14 protein-coding genes are annotated in these 17,011 nt (G+C 43.6%); 2 read left to right on the plus strand and 12 right to left on the minus strand.

Going from position 1 to position 17,011, the window contains the following annotated elements:
- Nucleotides 1-218: 218 nt before the first annotated feature.
- Nucleotides 219-3,059, plus strand: coding sequence for a beta-glucosidase (locus HF894_RS04820; RefSeq protein ID WP_204971303.1), 2,841 nt, complete (start codon nt 219-221; stop codon nt 3,057-3,059).
- 180 nt (nt 3,060-3,239) lie between these two features.
- A complete protein-coding gene (locus HF894_RS04825) occupies nt 3,240-4,301 on the plus strand; it encodes a DUF4831 family protein (RefSeq protein ID WP_021846626.1) in 1,062 nt (353 codons plus the stop codon).
- An 8-nt stretch (nt 4,302-4,309) separates the two neighbouring features.
- On the opposite strand, the gene HF894_RS04830 is transcribed toward HF894_RS04825, so the two are convergent.
- From HF894_RS04830 to lptC, 12 genes are all read right to left on the minus strand, one after another.
- Nucleotides 4,310-4,660, minus strand: a complete 351-nt coding sequence (locus HF894_RS04830; RefSeq protein WP_021846627.1) for a PqqD family protein — start codon at nt 4,658-4,660, stop codon at nt 4,310-4,312.
- A 9-nt stretch (nt 4,661-4,669) separates the two neighbouring features.
- Complete coding sequence (locus HF894_RS04835) at nt 4,670-6,334, minus strand: MFS transporter (RefSeq protein ID WP_021846628.1); 1,665 nt, start codon at nt 6,332-6,334, stop codon at nt 4,670-4,672.
- Between the two features lie 88 nt (nt 6,335-6,422).
- On the minus strand, nt 6,423-6,785 hold the full coding sequence (gene secG, locus HF894_RS04840) for a preprotein translocase subunit SecG (RefSeq protein WP_021846629.1): 363 nt from the start codon (nt 6,783-6,785) through the stop codon (nt 6,423-6,425).
- 6 nt (nt 6,786-6,791) lie between these two features.
- Nucleotides 6,792-7,643, minus strand: coding sequence for a tetratricopeptide repeat protein (locus HF894_RS04845; protein WP_204971304.1), 852 nt, complete (start codon nt 7,641-7,643; stop codon nt 6,792-6,794).
- 3 nt (nt 7,644-7,646) lie between these two features.
- The gene (locus HF894_RS04850; RefSeq protein WP_021846631.1) at nt 7,647-8,171 is read right to left on the minus strand and encodes an LptE family protein; all 525 of its coding nucleotides are present in this window, start codon (nt 8,169-8,171) and stop codon (nt 7,647-7,649) included.
- Nucleotides 8,158-9,432, minus strand: coding sequence for a sigma-54 interaction domain-containing protein (locus tag HF894_RS04855; protein WP_021846632.1), 1,275 nt, complete (start codon nt 9,430-9,432; stop codon nt 8,158-8,160). Before HF894_RS04855 ends, HF894_RS04850 begins: the two co-directional genes overlap by 14 nt.
- Before the next feature lies 1 nt (nt 9,433).
- The gene (gene pdxA / locus HF894_RS04860; protein ID WP_075318719.1) at nt 9,434-10,534 is read right to left on the minus strand and encodes a 4-hydroxythreonine-4-phosphate dehydrogenase PdxA; all 1,101 of its coding nucleotides are present in this window, start codon (nt 10,532-10,534) and stop codon (nt 9,434-9,436) included.
- 2 nt (nt 10,535-10,536) lie between these two features.
- A complete protein-coding gene (locus tag HF894_RS04865) occupies nt 10,537-11,610 on the minus strand; it encodes a DUF4837 family protein (protein ID WP_204971305.1) in 1,074 nt (357 codons plus the stop codon).
- Between the two features lie 73 nt (nt 11,611-11,683).
- Nucleotides 11,684-12,718: a 23S rRNA (adenine(2503)-C(2))-methyltransferase RlmN gene (gene rlmN, locus HF894_RS04870; RefSeq protein ID WP_204971306.1), complete on the minus strand. Its 1,035-nt coding sequence runs from the start codon at nt 12,716-12,718 to the stop codon at nt 11,684-11,686.
- A 118-nt stretch (nt 12,719-12,836) separates the two neighbouring features.
- Nucleotides 12,837-14,975, minus strand: coding sequence for a SurA N-terminal domain-containing protein (locus HF894_RS04875; RefSeq protein ID WP_021846636.1), 2,139 nt, complete (start codon nt 14,973-14,975; stop codon nt 12,837-12,839).
- A 125-nt stretch (nt 14,976-15,100) separates the two neighbouring features.
- Nucleotides 15,101-16,363 (minus strand): hemolysin family protein, encoded by a 1,263-nt coding sequence (locus HF894_RS04880; protein ID WP_075318717.1) that lies wholly within the window; start codon nt 16,361-16,363, stop codon nt 15,101-15,103.
- A gap of 10 nt (nt 16,364-16,373) precedes the next feature.
- Nucleotides 16,374-17,006, minus strand: a complete 633-nt coding sequence (gene lptC, locus HF894_RS04885) for an LPS export ABC transporter periplasmic protein LptC (protein ID WP_075318716.1) — start codon at nt 17,004-17,006, stop codon at nt 16,374-16,376.
- Between the last annotated feature and the right edge of the window lie 5 nt (nt 17,007-17,011).

Consider the following 17,011-nt stretch of genomic DNA (forward strand, 5'->3'; position numbering starts at 1 on the left):
TATAGAAATCGTGGCTACAAAGATAGAAACTTATTTTCATTTGTCCGCCTCCTTGCTCAAAAAAATTGCGGTATGCGTAGCCGACAATGCCACAAAAAGAGCGGAAACGGACATAGTAAGTACCTTTTGGAAAATATTATCCACCGAAACGGACAATATTACCATCAAACATTAATTGAAAATGTCTACTTTTGCAAAAAACAAAAATCTGAGTATCCATGAAGAAACTGATTGTAACGACCCTGCTGGCCGGCGGATGCCTGTCCATCCTCTATGCCCAGACAACCAAGACAACTCCGAAAACCTATAAGCCTACCAAGACGGAAATGTACCGCAAGGGCTGGATTGATTTTAACAAGAACGGCGTGAAGGATGTCTACGAAGACCCCAACGCTCCCATCGACGCACGCATCGAAGACCTGCTGGGACAGATGACGCTCGACGAAAAGACCTGCCAGATGGTAACCCTCTACGGCTACCAGCGCGTACTGAAGGACGACCTGCCCACCCCCGAATGGAAGCAGGCGTTGTGGAAGGACGGCATCGGCGCCATCGACGAGCACCTGAACGGCTTCCGCCAGTGGGGCCTGCCGCCGTCGGACAACGAAAACGTATGGCCGGCCTCGCGCCACGCCTGGGCCCTGAACGAAGTGCAACGCTTCTTCATAGAAGAGACGCGCCTGGGCATCCCCGTGGACTTCACCAACGAAGGCATCCGCGGCGTGGAGAGCTACCGCGCCACCAACTTCCCCACCCAGCTGGGCATCGGGCACACCTGGAACCGGAGCCTGGTGCGCCGCATCGGCGAGATAACGGGACGCGAAGCCCGCATGCTGGGCTACACCAACGTCTATGCCCCCATCCTCGACGTGGGCCGCGACCAGCGCTGGGGACGCTATGAAGAAGTGTACGGCGAGTCGCCCTACCTCGTGGCCGAACTGGGCATCGAGATGGTGAAAGGCATGCAAAAGAACCACCAAATAGCCGCAACGGGCAAACACTTCGTAGCTTACAGCAACAACAAGGGTGCCCGTGAGGGCATGGCGCGCGTCGACCCGCAGACATCGCCGCGCGAAGTGGAGATGATACACGTCTATCCGTTCCGGCGCGTCATTCAGGAAGCCGGCCTGCTGGGCGTGATGAGCTCGTACAACGACTACGACGGCATCCCCATCCAGGGCAGCTTCTACTGGCTCACCACCCGCCTGCGCGGCGAGATGGACTTCAAGGGCTACGTCGTGTCGGACAGCGACGCCGTAGAATACCTCTACACCAAGCACGGAACGGCCAAGGACATGAAGGACGCCGTGCGCCAGAGCGTGGAGGCCGGACTGAACGTGCGCTGCACCTTCCGCTCGCCCGAATCGTTCGTGGAGCCGCTCCGCGAGCTGGTGAAGGAGGGCGGCCTGAGCGAAGACGTGATAAACGACCGCGTACGCGACATCCTGCGTGTGAAGTTCCTCGTCGGCCTCTTTGACACTCCCTACCAGACCGACCTGGCCGGCGCCGATGCCGAAGTAGAGAACCCTGCTAACGAAGACGTGGCCCTGCAGGCCTCGCGCGAGAGCATCGTCCTGCTGAAGAACGACCAACAGACCTTACCCCTCGACATCGACCACGTCAAGACTATTGCCGTCTGCGGTCCCAACGCCAATGAAGAAGGTTATGCGCTGACCCACTACGGCCCGCTGGCCGTCGACGTGACGACGGTGCTCGAAGGCATCCAGGCCAAAGTGGAAGGCAAAGCCGAAGTGCTCTACACCAAGGGCTGCGACCCGGTGGACGCCCACTGGCCCGAAAGCGAACTGATAGAATATCCGCTGACCGACGACGAACAGGCCGAGATAGACCGTGCCGTGGCCAATGCCCGCCGTGCCGACGTGGCCGTCGTAGTGCTGGGAGGCGGCCAGCGCACCTGCGGCGAGAACAAGTCGCGCAGCAGCCTCGACCTGCCCGGCCGCCAGCAGAAACTGCTCCAGGCCGTACAGGCCACGGGCAAACCCGTCGTGCTGGTACTTATCAACGGCCGTCCGCTCTCCATCAACTGGGCCGACAAGTTCGTACCTGCTATCGTCGAGGCCTGGTATCCCGGCTCCAAGGGTGGCACGGCCGTGGCCGACGTGCTCTTCGGCGACTACAACCCCGGCGGCAAGCTCACCGTCACCTTCCCCAAAAGTGTGGGACAAATACCATTCAATTTCCCCTGCAAGCCTTCATCGCAAGTGGACGGCGGCAAGAATACCGGTCCCGACGGTAACATGTCGCGTGTTAACGGCGCCCTCTACCCCTTCGGCTACGGCTTGAGCTATACCACCTTTGAATACTCCGACCTCAAGATCAGTCCTACCGTCATCACCCCGAACGAAACGGTCACCGTCACCCTAAACGTGACCAATACCGGCAGTCGGGCTGGCGACGAAGTGGTACAGCTCTACACGCGCGACGTGGTAAGCAGCGTCACGACTTACGAAAAGAATCTAGCCGGCTTCGAGCGCGTCCATCTCCAGCCGGGTGAGACGAAGCAAGTCACTTTCCACCTCGACCGCAAGCAGTTGGAGCTGCTCAACGCCGACATGAAATGGGTGGTAGAGCCGGGTGAATTCGTCGTCATGGCCGCCGCCTCGTCCGAAGACATCCGCCAAACTACCATACTCCGCGTGGAAAACTATGCTACACGTAATGCTCGCTTAGAGGCTGAAAAACCTGAAAACCCCGTAACAGCCAGCACCAATCCCGAAAGCGCTCTTCATGTTTTGGACGGCGACAACCAGACCTTCTGGCAAGGGAACAAAGGAGACTATCTAACTTTTGCTCTGAAAGGTAATCCGAAAGTAGATGAAGTAACTGTAACCTTCACCCGCGACAACAAGCTGCCCGCCAACTTCGAAATACAACTCTCGGGTGGTGGAGGCCAGTTCCTGACCGTTTATTCGGGTACCGTCAGCGAATACAACAAGCCGCATACCTATACCTTCCGCGGTACGACAGCCAGCGACCTACGTATTTTACTAAACGACGACCGGGTGGGTATTGCCGAAGTTAACTTGAAGCTACCATAAGAAGCACCTAATTAACTCTCTAGCCACGAATTGTGCAAATTAGAACAACAACTCTAATACCAAATTTGCACAATTCGTGGCTCACTTCTTTTGTTAATTATGGCAAAATCTATTCACGGCAAAAATAACTTAACTATCTTTGTTAAATTAAAGAAAACACTAACTAACACCCAAAGAAGCATGAAGAAAAATATATTCTTACTGTCATCTGTACTCACAATGAGCCTTTTGGCATCAGCACAAACAGAAGTTACCGTGGGAGTGACACAAGGCAAAGATTATGGAGTCACTTATATGCTCCCGCAGACTGAAATTGAAATAAAGGTACATACCACTAAGCATACATACACCCCTGGCGAATTCTGTCGTTATGCTGACCGTTACCTGCGCCTTTCAGGTGTATCGGATGAACCCGAAGTCTATTGGACAATCGACAAAATAGAAACAGGCGTAATCGGAGTACCCGACAAAGACAATGTCTATTTCGTAAAGATGAAAGACAAGACCGTAGCTCCCCTAATGGAACTGACAGAAAATGGCATCGTACGTTCTATCAATCTACCTTTTAGTGGTAAGAAAGAAAATACACCAGATAAGTCTAAAGAAGGAAAAACAATCAAAGATGTTGATGCGCGTAGTTTCTTGACCGAAGAAATCCTGATGGCGAGCTCCAATGCCAAAATGGCCGAACTAGTCGCCAAAGAAATTTATAATATACGCGAAAGTAAGAACGCTCTAGTACGAGGTGAAGCAGACAATATGCCAACCGATGGCAACCAACTGAAAATCATGTTAGACAACCTGAACTTACAAGAACAAGCCATGACAGAAATGTTTGCCGGTAAAGAAAAGAAAGAAACAAAAATATTCAATATCCGTATTGTACCACAAGAGAAAGAAGATGAGATAGCACTACGTTTCTCACGTAAATTGGGTGTCGTAGACAATGACAATTTAGCAGGTGAACCGATTTATATCAGCATTAAAAACATGAATGTCCCAAACCTTTCGACCACCGAAGGGAAAAAGAAGTTAGAAGGCATCATCTACAATGTACCAGGAAGAGCAAAAGTTATACTGACCTATCAAGGTAAAAATCTGTTCGACAATGAACTCCCTATAACCCAATTTGGTACACAAGAATATCTTGCTCCCGTATTATTCAACAAGAAATCCACAACCAAAGTGTTGTTCGATACCAATACAGGAGCTTTATTAAAAGTAGATAGAGAAGAAAACTAAATCAATCTTCATCTCAAAGCCCTCAAATGAATAAGTCCATCCTTTTGTAGCTGCATAAAATAAGCAGCTACACGGGAAGGATAGCTCTCATCTCCACCAAAATGTGACGCAAGCAGTTCAATAATTTCCTGCACAGTGCGCTGTCCGTCAATCAATCTCCATACAGCCGTTCCATGTTCCTCAAGTTGAATACGTACATGCGATGACAAAGACTTGGGCAACAGCCAACGTTGCATCCACGCTTTACGAAAACGAGGAAGGATGAGTACCGCGTACTCACCCTCCCATTCCGTACAAACATTCCCTGCACATACAGGAACTGTATTCAAAAGATTATATTTCACTTGCCTCTCCGACATCCGACAATATCATTCTTTGATATTAGGAGCTTCCAAGCCTAGCCCTTTCTTACGATCTACAACCTTCAAAACAAAACCCAAAATCAAAGCAGCTACACCTAGACAAGCAAGCATAACAAGCGGAGCTGTATAATCATAAGAAACTGCTGCTTCCTCAGGCGTAATCACTCCATTCTGTAAATCTGCCACGAGTTGAGGATTGGTTTTATCAAGAACCTTACCAATTAACAAGGGAAATAACCAGAGCCCAATATTCTGAATCCAAAAAATAAGGGCATATGCGCTACCGATAATTTTTGCATCAACCAACTTAGGCACACTTGGCCACAAAGATGCCGGAACTAAAGAAAAACTTGCTCCCAGAACCAAAATAGTGAGATAAGCAACTACAATTCCTCCAACAGCACTCTCTTTAAGTGCAGGCAAAACAAATGCGAACGTCAAATGACAGAAAATCAGCAACAAAGAACCAATCACCAACATACTGGCAGCCTTTCCTTTATGATCAACATAGTTCCCAAGAATCGGCGTAATACCAACAGCAAGCAAAGGAAATACCGCAAACACAGTCTCTGCACTCTGACGCATATAACCCATATAACAGAAAATAACCAATGCTACACCTGCCACAACCAATAGACCATTTTTCATGGAGGCGCGCTTAGAGAAATTACTAGCAAAAGCAGCAGCAGCTACAACCAACATAATCAAGTATTGAATAACAGTCACAGTATTGGTTGCCCAAAAAGAGTCAGCCGGTACTTCTGTAAATACTAGATTACATTGAAGCATATTAACTGCATATTTCTGGAAAGGGAAAATAGCAGAATAATACAATACGCACAACAAAGCAACCAGCCAAAAACCGCTACTTGACAAAATACTTCCCAAATCACTTATCTTAAACGGATCATCCTTTTCCTCGGCCTCACCTGTTTGTGCATCCAATTTCTTATCCATAAAGAAATAGACGATAAACATTATCAATGCAATCATTAGCAACACTACGCCAAAAGCAACAGAACGAGAAACATCAATCACTCCCCCCAATTTAGCAAACATTGGTGAAAAGATCATGCAGGTAGCCACTCCTAAACGGGCAAGAGCCATCTCCGATCCCATTGCCAAAGCCATTTCACGTCCTTTAAACCATTTGACAATACCACGAGACACTGTAATGCCAGCCATTTCAACTCCACAGCCAAATATCATAAAACCTACAGCCGCAAATTTGGCAGATGCAGGCATGCCCTCATAAAACGGAGAAATGCCCAGTTCATCAAAACCAGGAATATAGTTCAAATTATTATTGAACCAAGTCTCAAGGCCACTACCTTGGAAACTCTCAGTTACAGCATACCAATTTATAACAGCTCCCACAAGCATCACTGCTCCAGAAAGGACAGCCGTAAAACGTACCCCCATCTTGTCCAAGATAATACCTGCAAAGATGAGGAAAAAGACAAATACATTCAAAAAGGTTTCAGAACCTTGCATTGTTCCAAAAGCCGTAGAGTCCCAACCGCGAGTAGATTGCATCAAGTCTTTAATGGGGGACAAAATATCCATAAAGATATAGGAACAGAACATGGCAAAAGCCAAGAACAACAGAACCATCCAGCGTATACCCGCCGAATCACGTAATGTCTGATGAATTTGGGAAGTAGAATTCATTATATCAACTGTTTATGAGAAACAAAAAACGAGATTGCTCCATAATAATATGCAGCAATCCCGCTATTTCAGAAATTATAATTTTATATCAATTTACAGAGTCTGCAGGAGCATTTGCCGCAGGAGCTTCCGTCTGAGGAGCAGCTGTACCTACAGGCATATTATAAGGATTGGTTGCTTCCTGTTGTTGTGCCTGCTCCATAATTACATCACCTTCACGTACAGTAGCAGACGGTAACACATAAGCAGTAGCAATACTAAGAACAACCATTACGGCAGCCAATGTCCATGTAGCTTTTTCCAAGAAATCTGTTGTTTTGCGTACACCCATAATCTGATTGGATGAAGAAAATCCGGAAGCCAAACCGCCTCCTTTCGAATTTTGAATTAAAACAATGAAGCACATCAGCACAGATGCAAGCAACATTAAAATAACTAATAATAAATACATTTCTACTTATTTTGATTTAGCGTTAATAATCAATTTTTCCAAAAATCGGATTTGGTCTGCAAAGTAAGCATTTTTTTTTGGATAATTCAAGCTTAACTTTTTAATTATTTCAAGTGCCTTCTCATATCGGTGCTGTTTTATATAAATTTTAGCCAATGTTTCAGTAAAATAGCTATCATCCTCTCTTTCTACCACACAATCTTCACCCTTTTCTTCCTCTTCATCCTCTGCTTGATCATCATTAACAGAAATCGGCATTGAAATCAAAGGTGAAGTACTTTCTTCCGACACATCTGCCAACAAAACATCTTTATCCATTTGAGATTTATCAGCATTCATTTGCTCAGTCGGAAGGTTCTTTTCATCCGCATTCATCTTGTTCAAGAAACCATCAATCAAGTCCTGCCCACGTAAAGGCCGCATTTTATTCTCGACAACATCATCCGCTTTATCATCATGTAGCAAATAAGCTGTGTAATCCATTGTATAATCCAGCTCTGACGACTGAGATTGTACATCCGGCATTTTTGAAAGAAAAGCATCTATAAGAAACAAAGTACGATCAATTCCAGGTTCATCTTTCTCCAAGATAGAAACAGATTGTTCGTTACGATTTAATTTATAGTTCTCACCTTCAATAAGGTAAAACAAAGATCGCCTGTCCGCAACATAAAGTACAGCCTTTCTTAATTCTGCACCAAAACTCACATCGTGGAGCAAATATAAATTCTTTAAATACAGCAAACGAACGGACTGAAAATAAGGATAACGCGCAACTAATGTTCGCAATTCATACAACGAATCCTGATTTAAAGTTTCTGGATGCTGAATCCATTGTTGTAACTGAACAGCCGTCATCTTTTACCAATTAGCGACCGTTGCGTTAAAGATCTGTTCTGTAATATCTTTAACCATCAACGTTATCAGATTATCTTGTACATCAGTCAACAACTGACCTGAATCATAAGTTTGGAAAGCTGAGAACTGCTGTTCAAAGTCTTCTTCATGATTAGTATTGTTGACATATCGTACATTCACCGTCAACGTAACTTTCACTTTCGAAGCAAAGCCACTGGCATCTACAGACTCATTATATTGATTATATCCAGTAATTTCACCATCAATTTCCAAATCACCTCCAGAGTTTACAATCTGCAAACGAGTCTGCTGTATAAACATATCCTTCAGTTTCGTATTAAATTCCACTGCCAAAGGTGCGTATACATACTCTGCCCGATTAGGAAAATCGGAAATAGAAATTGTCTTAACTTTCGTATAATCAATGGAACTAATCGGAGCTAATCCCAAAGAAATGCGGCATGAATACACAATAAAAGCCAAACAAGCACAAACAGCGATAATTCCAATCTTTTTAATCCAACCCATATTCCTTTATTTTTCTATATAAAGTACGCTCGGATATGTTCAAATCTTGAGCCGCACTTTTCCGTTTTCCATGGTGCTTCTCAAGAGCCTTACGGATCATATCCTTTTCTACATCATCTAAAGCTAACGATTCTTCTACATACTCTTCTGTATCTTGAATATCATCATCATTCACAGAAGATGAAAGCGGAGTTGCAGGTTGCACAGCAGAATGAATAATGGTAGTCACATTCGGTTCAACCGTTGCAGGTGTCACAAGCTGAGGTTGAGAAGGAGAAGTGTAATAAGACGATTTAATGCTGCCACTCCCCGCACCTGTAGCCGCCCGCTCAGTCATAATCTCATGAACAAGCTTTTTCAGCTCCGTCACATCCTGGCGCATATCAAATAGGACCTGGTAAAGAATCTCGCGTTCACTACCAAACCCTTTACTTTCCTTATTTCCTAATAAAGCAGGCAAACGTTGTGCATTATTCTCAGGCAAATAATTTTTCAAAATATCTGCATTAATTTCCCGATTAGCCTCAATAATAGAAATTTGTTCTGTAATATTCTTCAACTGCCGCACATTACCAGGCCAAGTATAGGCCATCAACATCTGGCGTGCATCCTCAGTCAATTGTAGAGGAGGCATATGGTACTTCTCGGCAAAATCAGAAGCAAATTTACGGAAAAGTAAAACAACGTCTTCTCCCCGTTCACGCAAAGGCGGTATCTGAATAGGTACTGTGTTCAAACGATAATACAAGTCTTCACGGAATCGCCCTTCGGCAATGGCCTGCACCAAATTGACATTGGTAGCAGCCACGATGCGAACATCTGTCTTCTCTACCTTAGAAGAACCCACTTTTATGAATTCCCCACTTTCGAGCACGCGAAGCAAGCGCGCCTGGGTAGGCAAAGGTAATTCGCCTACTTCGTCCAAAAAGATAGTACCACCATTTGCTTCACCAAAATAACCTTTACGCTCACTGATAGCCCCAGTAAAGGCTCCTTTCTCATGCCCAAACAATTCCGAATCAATAGTCCCTTCAGGAATAGCACCACAGTTTACAGCAATATATTGTCCATGCTTGCGACGGCTATATTGATGTATAATCTGCGGAAAACTTTCCTTTCCGACACCACTCTCTCCAGTTATCAGTACAGACAAGTCTGTCGGTGCCACTTGCATAGCAACATCGATTCCTCGCAGCAAGGCTTCATTGTTTCCAATGATGCCAAAACGCAACTTGACTTGCTGTATCTCTGCCTTCACCATATTATAATTCCGCTTCTGTTGTTGAATCCAACTTCAATTTGTCACTGTCATCACGCTTCTCATAATACAATTTCCGAAGCGGATTGGAACGAGCCTGCAGATCACGCTGACGATTACGGTACACATCAATCGCTACATAAATAGCCTGACGGAATGAATCTTCAGATGCAACACCTTTCCCCGCTATATCATAGGCAGTACCATGTGCAGGCGAAGTACGCACGACAGGAAGTCCAGCCGTAAAGTTCACACCTTCATCCATCGCAAGTGCCTTAAAAGGTGCCAAACCTTGATCATGGTACATGGCTAATATACCATCAAAATGTGAAAATCCACCTGCTCCCATAAAACCATCGACAGGGAAAGGACCAAAACAAAGAATACCTTCTTCACCAGCTTCTTTCATCGCAGGAATAATAATATCCTGTTCTTCAGTACCCAACAGGCCTTCATCACCAGCGTGTGGATTAAGCGAAAGAACAGCAATACGAGGTATCTCAATATCAAAGTCCAATTTCAATGAGCGATGGAATATACGTAATTTTTCCTTTATCAATTCCTTATTTAACACTGAGGCGATTTTACTCACAGGGATATGTCCTGTAACAAGTGCCACACGCAAATCATTCTTCATCAAAATCATAAGCGCCTTCTCACCCTCGCCAAGTGTTTGTTCAATATACTCAGTATGACCAGGGAAATGAAAGTCTTTTGACTGAATTGTATGTTTATTGATAGGAGCCGTCACAATCACATCAATCAGCCCTTTTTTATACTCTTCAACAGCCTTCTCCAAAGCAGCTAAAGCGGCATGACCTGCTTCAAAAGTAGGATTGGCAAACTCGACTTTCACTTCATCATCATTGCAGTTGACAATACTTAAACGATCTGGAGCTGCATCTTCTGCCGACTCTACAATACTGAAATTAGTCGGCAAATCAAGAGACTTGCGATGGTAAGCAGCAACTTTTGGGGAACCATATACGATAGGGGTACACAATTCCAACATTGCAGGCTCTGCAAATGTTTTCAAAATTACCTCATAACCAACTCCATTGATATCGCCTTGTGTAATGCCGATTCTTATCTTATTATCTTCCATTCTTATTTCTTCTCGTTAATAATTGTATCATTGGACGCCTTTTCATTCTGAAGTTCCTTTCCGTTTCCCGCTTTCTGTTCTTTAGCAGGCAAACGTAATGTATAAAGGGATGCTTCCATCTGGCGAACCAAATTTCGTTTCAATTTATCTGGTGAATAAACAAAGATTTCAGAAACAATAATACGCTGATTCTTTTCATCCAAACGCATATGGGAAACAAACGGCCCTCCCATAAAGTCACCCTTAATACGCCATAAGCCACGTGCTTCAAGCGCATAAGCATCTTGAACGGAAATTGGCTTTACATCCGTCAATAATGTATCAGTTGCCATATACATACCTTCGCGCGCCCCAGGAATATTAACCTTCATCACTGAATCGCGCTTGGCCAGAAAATATTCCTTCGTAAAAGTATCTTTATCGCGATAAGGGAAAGAATAGATCACGAAGTTCTGATCGCCTGTTGCCGTATTGGTTCCTGCCCAAAGGAAATTTTCCCCTAATTTATGAGAAGTCAGTTCACCTGGCACCCACACTTCGCAATCAAACATTTTTTTCACCTCGTTGTATACAAAATTATTGTGCTTAGTCTCCAGTATAGTGATCTGACGGTTCATCTCGGCACGAGTGAAGAAATCGATAATAGCCTGTCGATGCTCTGCCACATAGGGGGCAAAGGATTCCTCGTCAGGCGCCTGTATCGTCAATATAGCCTGTGGAGAAGCATATACATCTTTACTATACTTCATCTTGGGTTGAGTATAGATGTCACGTACATCGACCACTATAATATTGCGAATCAACTTTAGCGTTGCGTCGTAATGAGCAGGATCGGTATACATAATTCTAAAAGAACGCTCAGATTGAGGTAAGCCAGGTACGTCTGAATCAAGGACATCGTAGAGAGCACGACCAGCGGGACGTTCCCACATTTGTTGGTCTATCACAACCAAAATCTCATATGCCCGACCACTGGATGTAGGAGTCAACAATCCCTTGCCGCTCTTCTTACCACCACAAGATGAGAACACAGCCAATACCACAAACAGACTAAAGTAATACAAGAACCTTTTCATATCTTCACCTTTTTAAATTTCACAAAACTACAAAGAATGCCTTTATCCGCCATGCCAAAGTTAATAATTTATATTAATTCTTGTTTTCCGCCCCCTGTTTGGCAGTAGACAACATTCCACAAGCTGCAAATATATCTTCTCCACGAGAAGCACGTATGGTTGTAAACAAGCCATGTGATGTTAAATAATCGCGAAAACGAATCATCGTGTCCATATCCGCCCCCTCCAAGTCGACACCTGGAATGGCATGGAATCGGATCAAGTTCACACGACAATCCAAACCACGCAAAAGCTTCAACAGTTCTTTTGCATAAGGAACTGTATCATTTACGCCCTTGAAAACAATGTATTCAAAAGACAAACGGCGTTGTTTACTAAAATCATAGTCATGTAACAAATCTACAATCTCTGTAATAGAAAAAGCTTTCTCGGCCGGCATCAATTCTCTACGTTGCAAAGGTAACGGAGAATGAAGACTCACAGCCAAATGGCAATCGCTTTCTTCAATGAAACGCTTCAGGCCTTTACGCAATCCGACAGTAGAAAGCGTCACTCGCTTCGGACTCCAAGCGTAACCATAAGTAGCGGTCATTATCTCAAGAGCCTTCAGTACTTCATCCAAATTATCCAGTGGTTCACCCATTCCCATCATCACTACATTCGTAAGCTTGTCTCTTTCAGGCAACGAATGAATCTGATTTAAGATCTGATTGGCTGTCAGATTAGCCGAAAAGCCCTGCTTGCCTGTCATACAAAACTTACAACTCATCTTACAGCCAACCTGTGAAGAGACACACAAAGTTGCCCTATCATCATCTGGTATATAAACAGCTTCCACGTAATGCCCCTCTCCAACCTGATAAAGATATTTCACGGTACCATCTGAAGAACGCATTGCGTCTACAGGAGAGTATGCACCAACCTCGTATTCTTCTTTTAACATTTCACGATGCTTTAAGGAAAGATTGGTCATTTCATCAATAGAATCTACTTTCTTGTCATACAGCCAAGACGCAATCTGTTTGGCAGAGAAAGAAGGCATCCCCAGATATTTCACGACAGATTGCAACTCGGACAAAGTCATTCCCAAAAGAGGTTGTTTTTGCATACTACATTTCTTAAAGTTTCAACTATGCAAAGGTAAAAATAAAGTTGCATAAAAACAACAGGAGCCATCCAAGCGATTTGGACAGCTCCTGCATCAATATTATAATCTAAATTATTTATCAAAAGAACAGATAACGCTCATCTTTGACTTCTGCCTTCAGATAAAGATCGTTGATAAACTGTCTCACAACCAAGTTGGTATACATGTTTTGCAACTTGTCTACTTCAGCTTGCTGCTCGAAAGTTTCATTAAGTTTATCTTTCGCATAAGGCTGCAGAACAAAGACACCTGCATTACCCTTTATCGGAGCGCTCAATTGATTAACTTCGCCTACCGGTACATATGCGCTAACCAAAGGCTCACTGCTACGCAATGCAGATACGAAAGCCGGAGCATCAAATGTAACATGCTTCACTGAGTCAGAAACTGCACCAGACATGTTCTTATACTGATCAAACGAAGAAGCATTAGCAGCTTTCATATCAGCCATAATTTTCTCAGCCTTCTTGTCACGTACCAACTGCATTCTCAGTTCATTGTGTACAGCAGACAAGGGACGATAGCCTTCAGGATTTACAGCAACCAATCCAACGACCATCATGTGATCACTTTCGCCACACTCATACAAACCAGAAACTTCACCTGGCTTCGCAGAGAACACCCATCTCAAGGCTTCCTTTGTACCACGAACACCACCAATGTTGTGTTCAGCGCTGTAAAGATCAGTACGGTCAAGCAGTCTATAGCCAGCATCTTCTGCATTGGCTACAAGTTCTTCCAGCGTTCCATTGGAAGCAATGAATTGGCTGAAGTCATTGTAAGCTTTGCTATAAGTTTCCTTGCTAAATTCAATCGTACGCTTAACCACAGCCACTTTATATTTATCCTTAACAGCTTTCTTGGCAGTTACCTGAAGAATAACATTACCTTGTCCCAAAGCAATATTCTTCAACTCGTTTGTCTCTGCATCTACAACAGCCGTAATATACTTCAAATTATCGCCATCCACCTGAGCGCCTTCGTAGTTAGCAGAAGTAATCCAAACAGATTCACCTGTTTGTCCATACTTCTTAGCCAATTCTGCAAAATCAGCTCCACCCTTAATGGCTCCATAAATACTGTCAGCCAAAGCCTTTGTCTTCTCAGGAGTTTCAGCTGCAACCTGAATCTGACGGTATTGGATAGAGTCAGGCAAAGCGGCCTTTGCCAATTTCTTGAATGAGTTCAATGTATTGTCGGCAGCATTGTAATAAGGACCAAACACATCACCTACAGACACAGAATCCAAACGTGCGACAACATCAGAAGGCAAAGCTCTTGTGGTATAATACAAGTCCACATAAGGCTGCTCTGAACCAGTAGAGCGAACCAGTGAAGCATAATCAGAAGTTGCAGCAGCAAGCTGGGCAGTATATTCATCCATTTCCTTGCGCAATTCCGCCTTATCTTCTTCGCTGGCAGTTACCTGTACATCAATATACTTGATATTACGAGTTTCTACATATTGGCGATACTGTTCTTTCTTCTCATCGTAAGCAGCTTTCAACTCTGCATCTGTAACTTTCACCGTTGAATCAGCAATTGTAGAATAAGGAATAGCAGCCAACTGCAAATCCATCTGATTTACTCGGCCATCGAAAGCAGATTGAGCCTCAACAGGATTGGAAAGCAATGATTTTGCAATAAGTGTACTATACTTTTCCTGCAAGCGAGTCTGTACGAGCGTTTTCTCGATGAACGACCACAGCTTGTACATAGAATCATAGTATTCAGCGTATTGTGCAGGCATCTGACTTTTGTTCATCTTAGCATAGTCAGCCAAGAATTTCATCAACATATCCTTATCGAAAGCACCTGTCTGAGGATTGCGGAAAGGAGTTTGAGCCAAAAGCGGATGAGTACCCTCATTAATAATAGACTTTATTTCTTCCTTAGATACTGTCAAGCCTAATTTCTTAGCCTCAGCTTCTATCAGTTTGTTATTAACATAAGTTCTCCAAACTTCGTCTCGCAGCTGATTCATCTGGTCGTCTGTCAAGTTATTGCCACTCGAGAATTTGACCACTTCTGCATATTCCTCAACTAAAGACTGATAATCTTGGGCTGAAAGTACTTCACCATTCACCTCACCCACATCTTGTGACTGATGCGGCTGCAAAACCCTCCATGCATCACCTGCAATGAAGGCAAACAATGCCAAGCCCACAGCAATCACCAATAATGGTCCTTTAGACCGAATGTTTTGTAATGTTGCCATTTTTTATTAATTGATTTATTTGTTTATTATTCTTTTTCTCGCTCCAAACAGTTTTTAGCGCACGAAGATACAAAAAATGCTAATATACATCTATTTATTCCAAGAAAAATTACGCTTTATAAAAATTATTCGACCACTTTCAGCTTTACTAGCTCTATTTTAGTAGCTGTAACCTTGATGATTTTAAACTGAAACTTTCCGATAACAACCACTTCATTCAACTTGGGGAAGCTTTGATAAGTATTCAGAATCAGACCTCCGATTGTCAAATAATCATCTGATTCAGGCAAATCAAGTGTAAAAGTTTCATTTACTTTTTCTATTTCAAGGCGGGCAGACAACAAATATTCATGTTCGGCTATTTGCCTGCATACATAAGACGTATTGTCATGTTCATCTTCAATATCTCCAAAAATTTCTTCCACCAAATCTTCGAGCGACACGATGCCAGAAGTTCCACCAAACTCATCGACAACCACAGCCAACGTTTTCTTTTGCTGCATAAAAATTTTCATCAGCTTATGAGCTGGCATGGTCTCGGGTACAATAGGAATTTCCTTCACATTATTGCGCCAATCTGTCGGATTGCGGAACATCTCCGAAGAATGGATATATCCCACGACATTATCTATATTGCCTTTGTACACAATAATTTTCGACAGTCCTGACTCGACAAACAGATTATTGAGTTCTTCGAGGGAAAGAGAATCCTCCATATCGACAGCCACAATCTCCGTGCGTGGTACAATGCAATCGCGTATCTTGACATTCGAAAAATCGAGTGCATTCTGAAAGATTTTCACCTCCGTATCCAGTTCCTTTTCGTCTTCAGCATTCTCGATACCCGACTGAACGAAATAATCCAAATCGACTTTGCCAAAAGCTTTATCTGAAGCTTCTTTATTGACTCGTATTCCAAATATGCGCAAACATAGAAAAGACAAACACGAAGCAAACTTAGAAACTGGGAAAAGGACGACATAACACACAAACAGAGGAACTGCACAAACACGCAGCATCAAGTTCGGATTGATCTTAAAAAGATTCTTGGGCAAAAACTCTCCTGTCACAAGGATAATCAGCGTAGAAATGACAGTCTGAATCAATACCTGCAGAAAATGATTGTCAATGATTCCAGCCAATAGATATCCCTCTATAATCTGTGCCATCAAAATACCATAAATGACCAGAGCGATATTGTTGCCTACCAGCATCGTAGATATAAAGTTATTGGGATTTCTGAAGAAATAAGACAATATGGACGTCGTCACTCCTGGCTTCTTATCCATCTCAAAGCGGAGCTTATCTACAGAAACATAAGCAATCTCCATCCCTGAAAAGAAAGCGGAGAAAGCCATCGTAACCAATAAAGATATCAATATCCCCATATATAGAAAATCAATTGACAGAGTCTGTTTGTAAGGAGTCGGCTGGTGCCTCCCCACTTTCTTCGTCTATATAAAAAATACCGTTCGTCTTAAAGAAAACATATTTGGACAACTGTTCATCCGACTCGAACCCCACAGCATAAATGATCTGGTCAGGCTGTTCAATGCGCACCTCTTTATCTGAATACACTTTCTTCTTATTCTGATCCCAATACAACAACTCGGTATCAAACTTCTCTCCCTTCAGGTTTTGAATATGCACATTGCTTATCAACTTCCATAACCGTTGCTTGTCATAGTAATAGGCTGTATCCGCTTCGATACTGGCTTCGACCTGAAACAACGAATCGAACTTCTCGACATATACTCCCTTTTCAAAAGCCCAATATGAAGGCGATTTACGATCGTAAACCTTCCATTCTTCTGCATTTACACGATAGCGTATAACTCCTGAATCGGACACCAATGTAGTAACTCCACGAGTATCCATCACAGGTAAAGAATCGCGTTCGGTAATAGCCTCGCCCAATTCCTTCTTACGTCCAGAACAGGAAGAGAATAAAAGAAGCATAACCATTGCCATTGAGGCAATGGTTATGCTTAAATTCTTATGTACTACGACTTGTAAAGGTCTCAGAGACATATATT

It is taken from the genome of Caecibacteroides pullorum (assembly GCF_019239235.1).
Taxonomy (GTDB): Bacteria; Bacteroidota; Bacteroidia; order Bacteroidales; family Bacteroidaceae; genus Bacteroides; species Bacteroides pullorum.

Coding starts and splice junctions, on each gene's coding strand:
- HF894_RS04820 (WP_204971303.1), top strand. CDS start 219: ATGAAGAAACTGATTGTAACGACCCTGCTGGCCGGCGGATGCCTGTCC.
- HF894_RS04825 (WP_021846626.1), top strand. CDS start 3,240: ATGAAGAAAAATATATTCTTACTGTCATCTGTACTCACAATGAGCCTT.
- HF894_RS04830 (WP_021846627.1), bottom strand. CDS start 4,660: ATGTCGGAGAGGCAAGTGAAATATAATCTTTTGAATACAGTTCCTGTA.
- HF894_RS04835 (WP_021846628.1), bottom strand. CDS start 6,334: ATGAATTCTACTTCCCAAATTCATCAGACATTACGTGATTCGGCGGGT.
- secG (WP_021846629.1), bottom strand. CDS start 6,785: ATGTATTTATTATTAGTTATTTTAATGTTGCTTGCATCTGTGCTGATG.
- HF894_RS04845 (WP_204971304.1), bottom strand. CDS start 7,643: ATGACGGCTGTTCAGTTACAACAATGGATTCAGCATCCAGAAACTTTA.
- HF894_RS04850 (WP_021846631.1), bottom strand. CDS start 8,171: ATGGGTTGGATTAAAAAGATTGGAATTATCGCTGTTTGTGCTTGTTTG.
- HF894_RS04855 (WP_021846632.1), bottom strand. CDS start 9,432: ATGGTGAAGGCAGAGATACAGCAAGTCAAGTTGCGTTTTGGCATCATT.
- pdxA (WP_075318719.1), bottom strand. CDS start 10,534: ATGGAAGATAATAAGATAAGAATCGGCATTACACAAGGCGATATCAAT.
- HF894_RS04865 (WP_204971305.1), bottom strand. CDS start 11,610: ATGAAAAGGTTCTTGTATTACTTTAGTCTGTTTGTGGTATTGGCTGTG.
- rlmN (WP_204971306.1), bottom strand. CDS start 12,718: ATGCAAAAACAACCTCTTTTGGGAATGACTTTGTCCGAGTTGCAATCT.
- HF894_RS04875 (WP_021846636.1), bottom strand. CDS start 14,975: ATGGCAACATTACAAAACATTCGGTCTAAAGGACCATTATTGGTGATT.
- HF894_RS04880 (WP_075318717.1), bottom strand. CDS start 16,363: ATGGGGATATTGATATCTTTATTGGTTACGATGGCTTTCTCCGCTTTC.
- lptC (WP_075318716.1), bottom strand. CDS start 17,006: ATGTCTCTGAGACCTTTACAAGTCGTAGTACATAAGAATTTAAGCATA.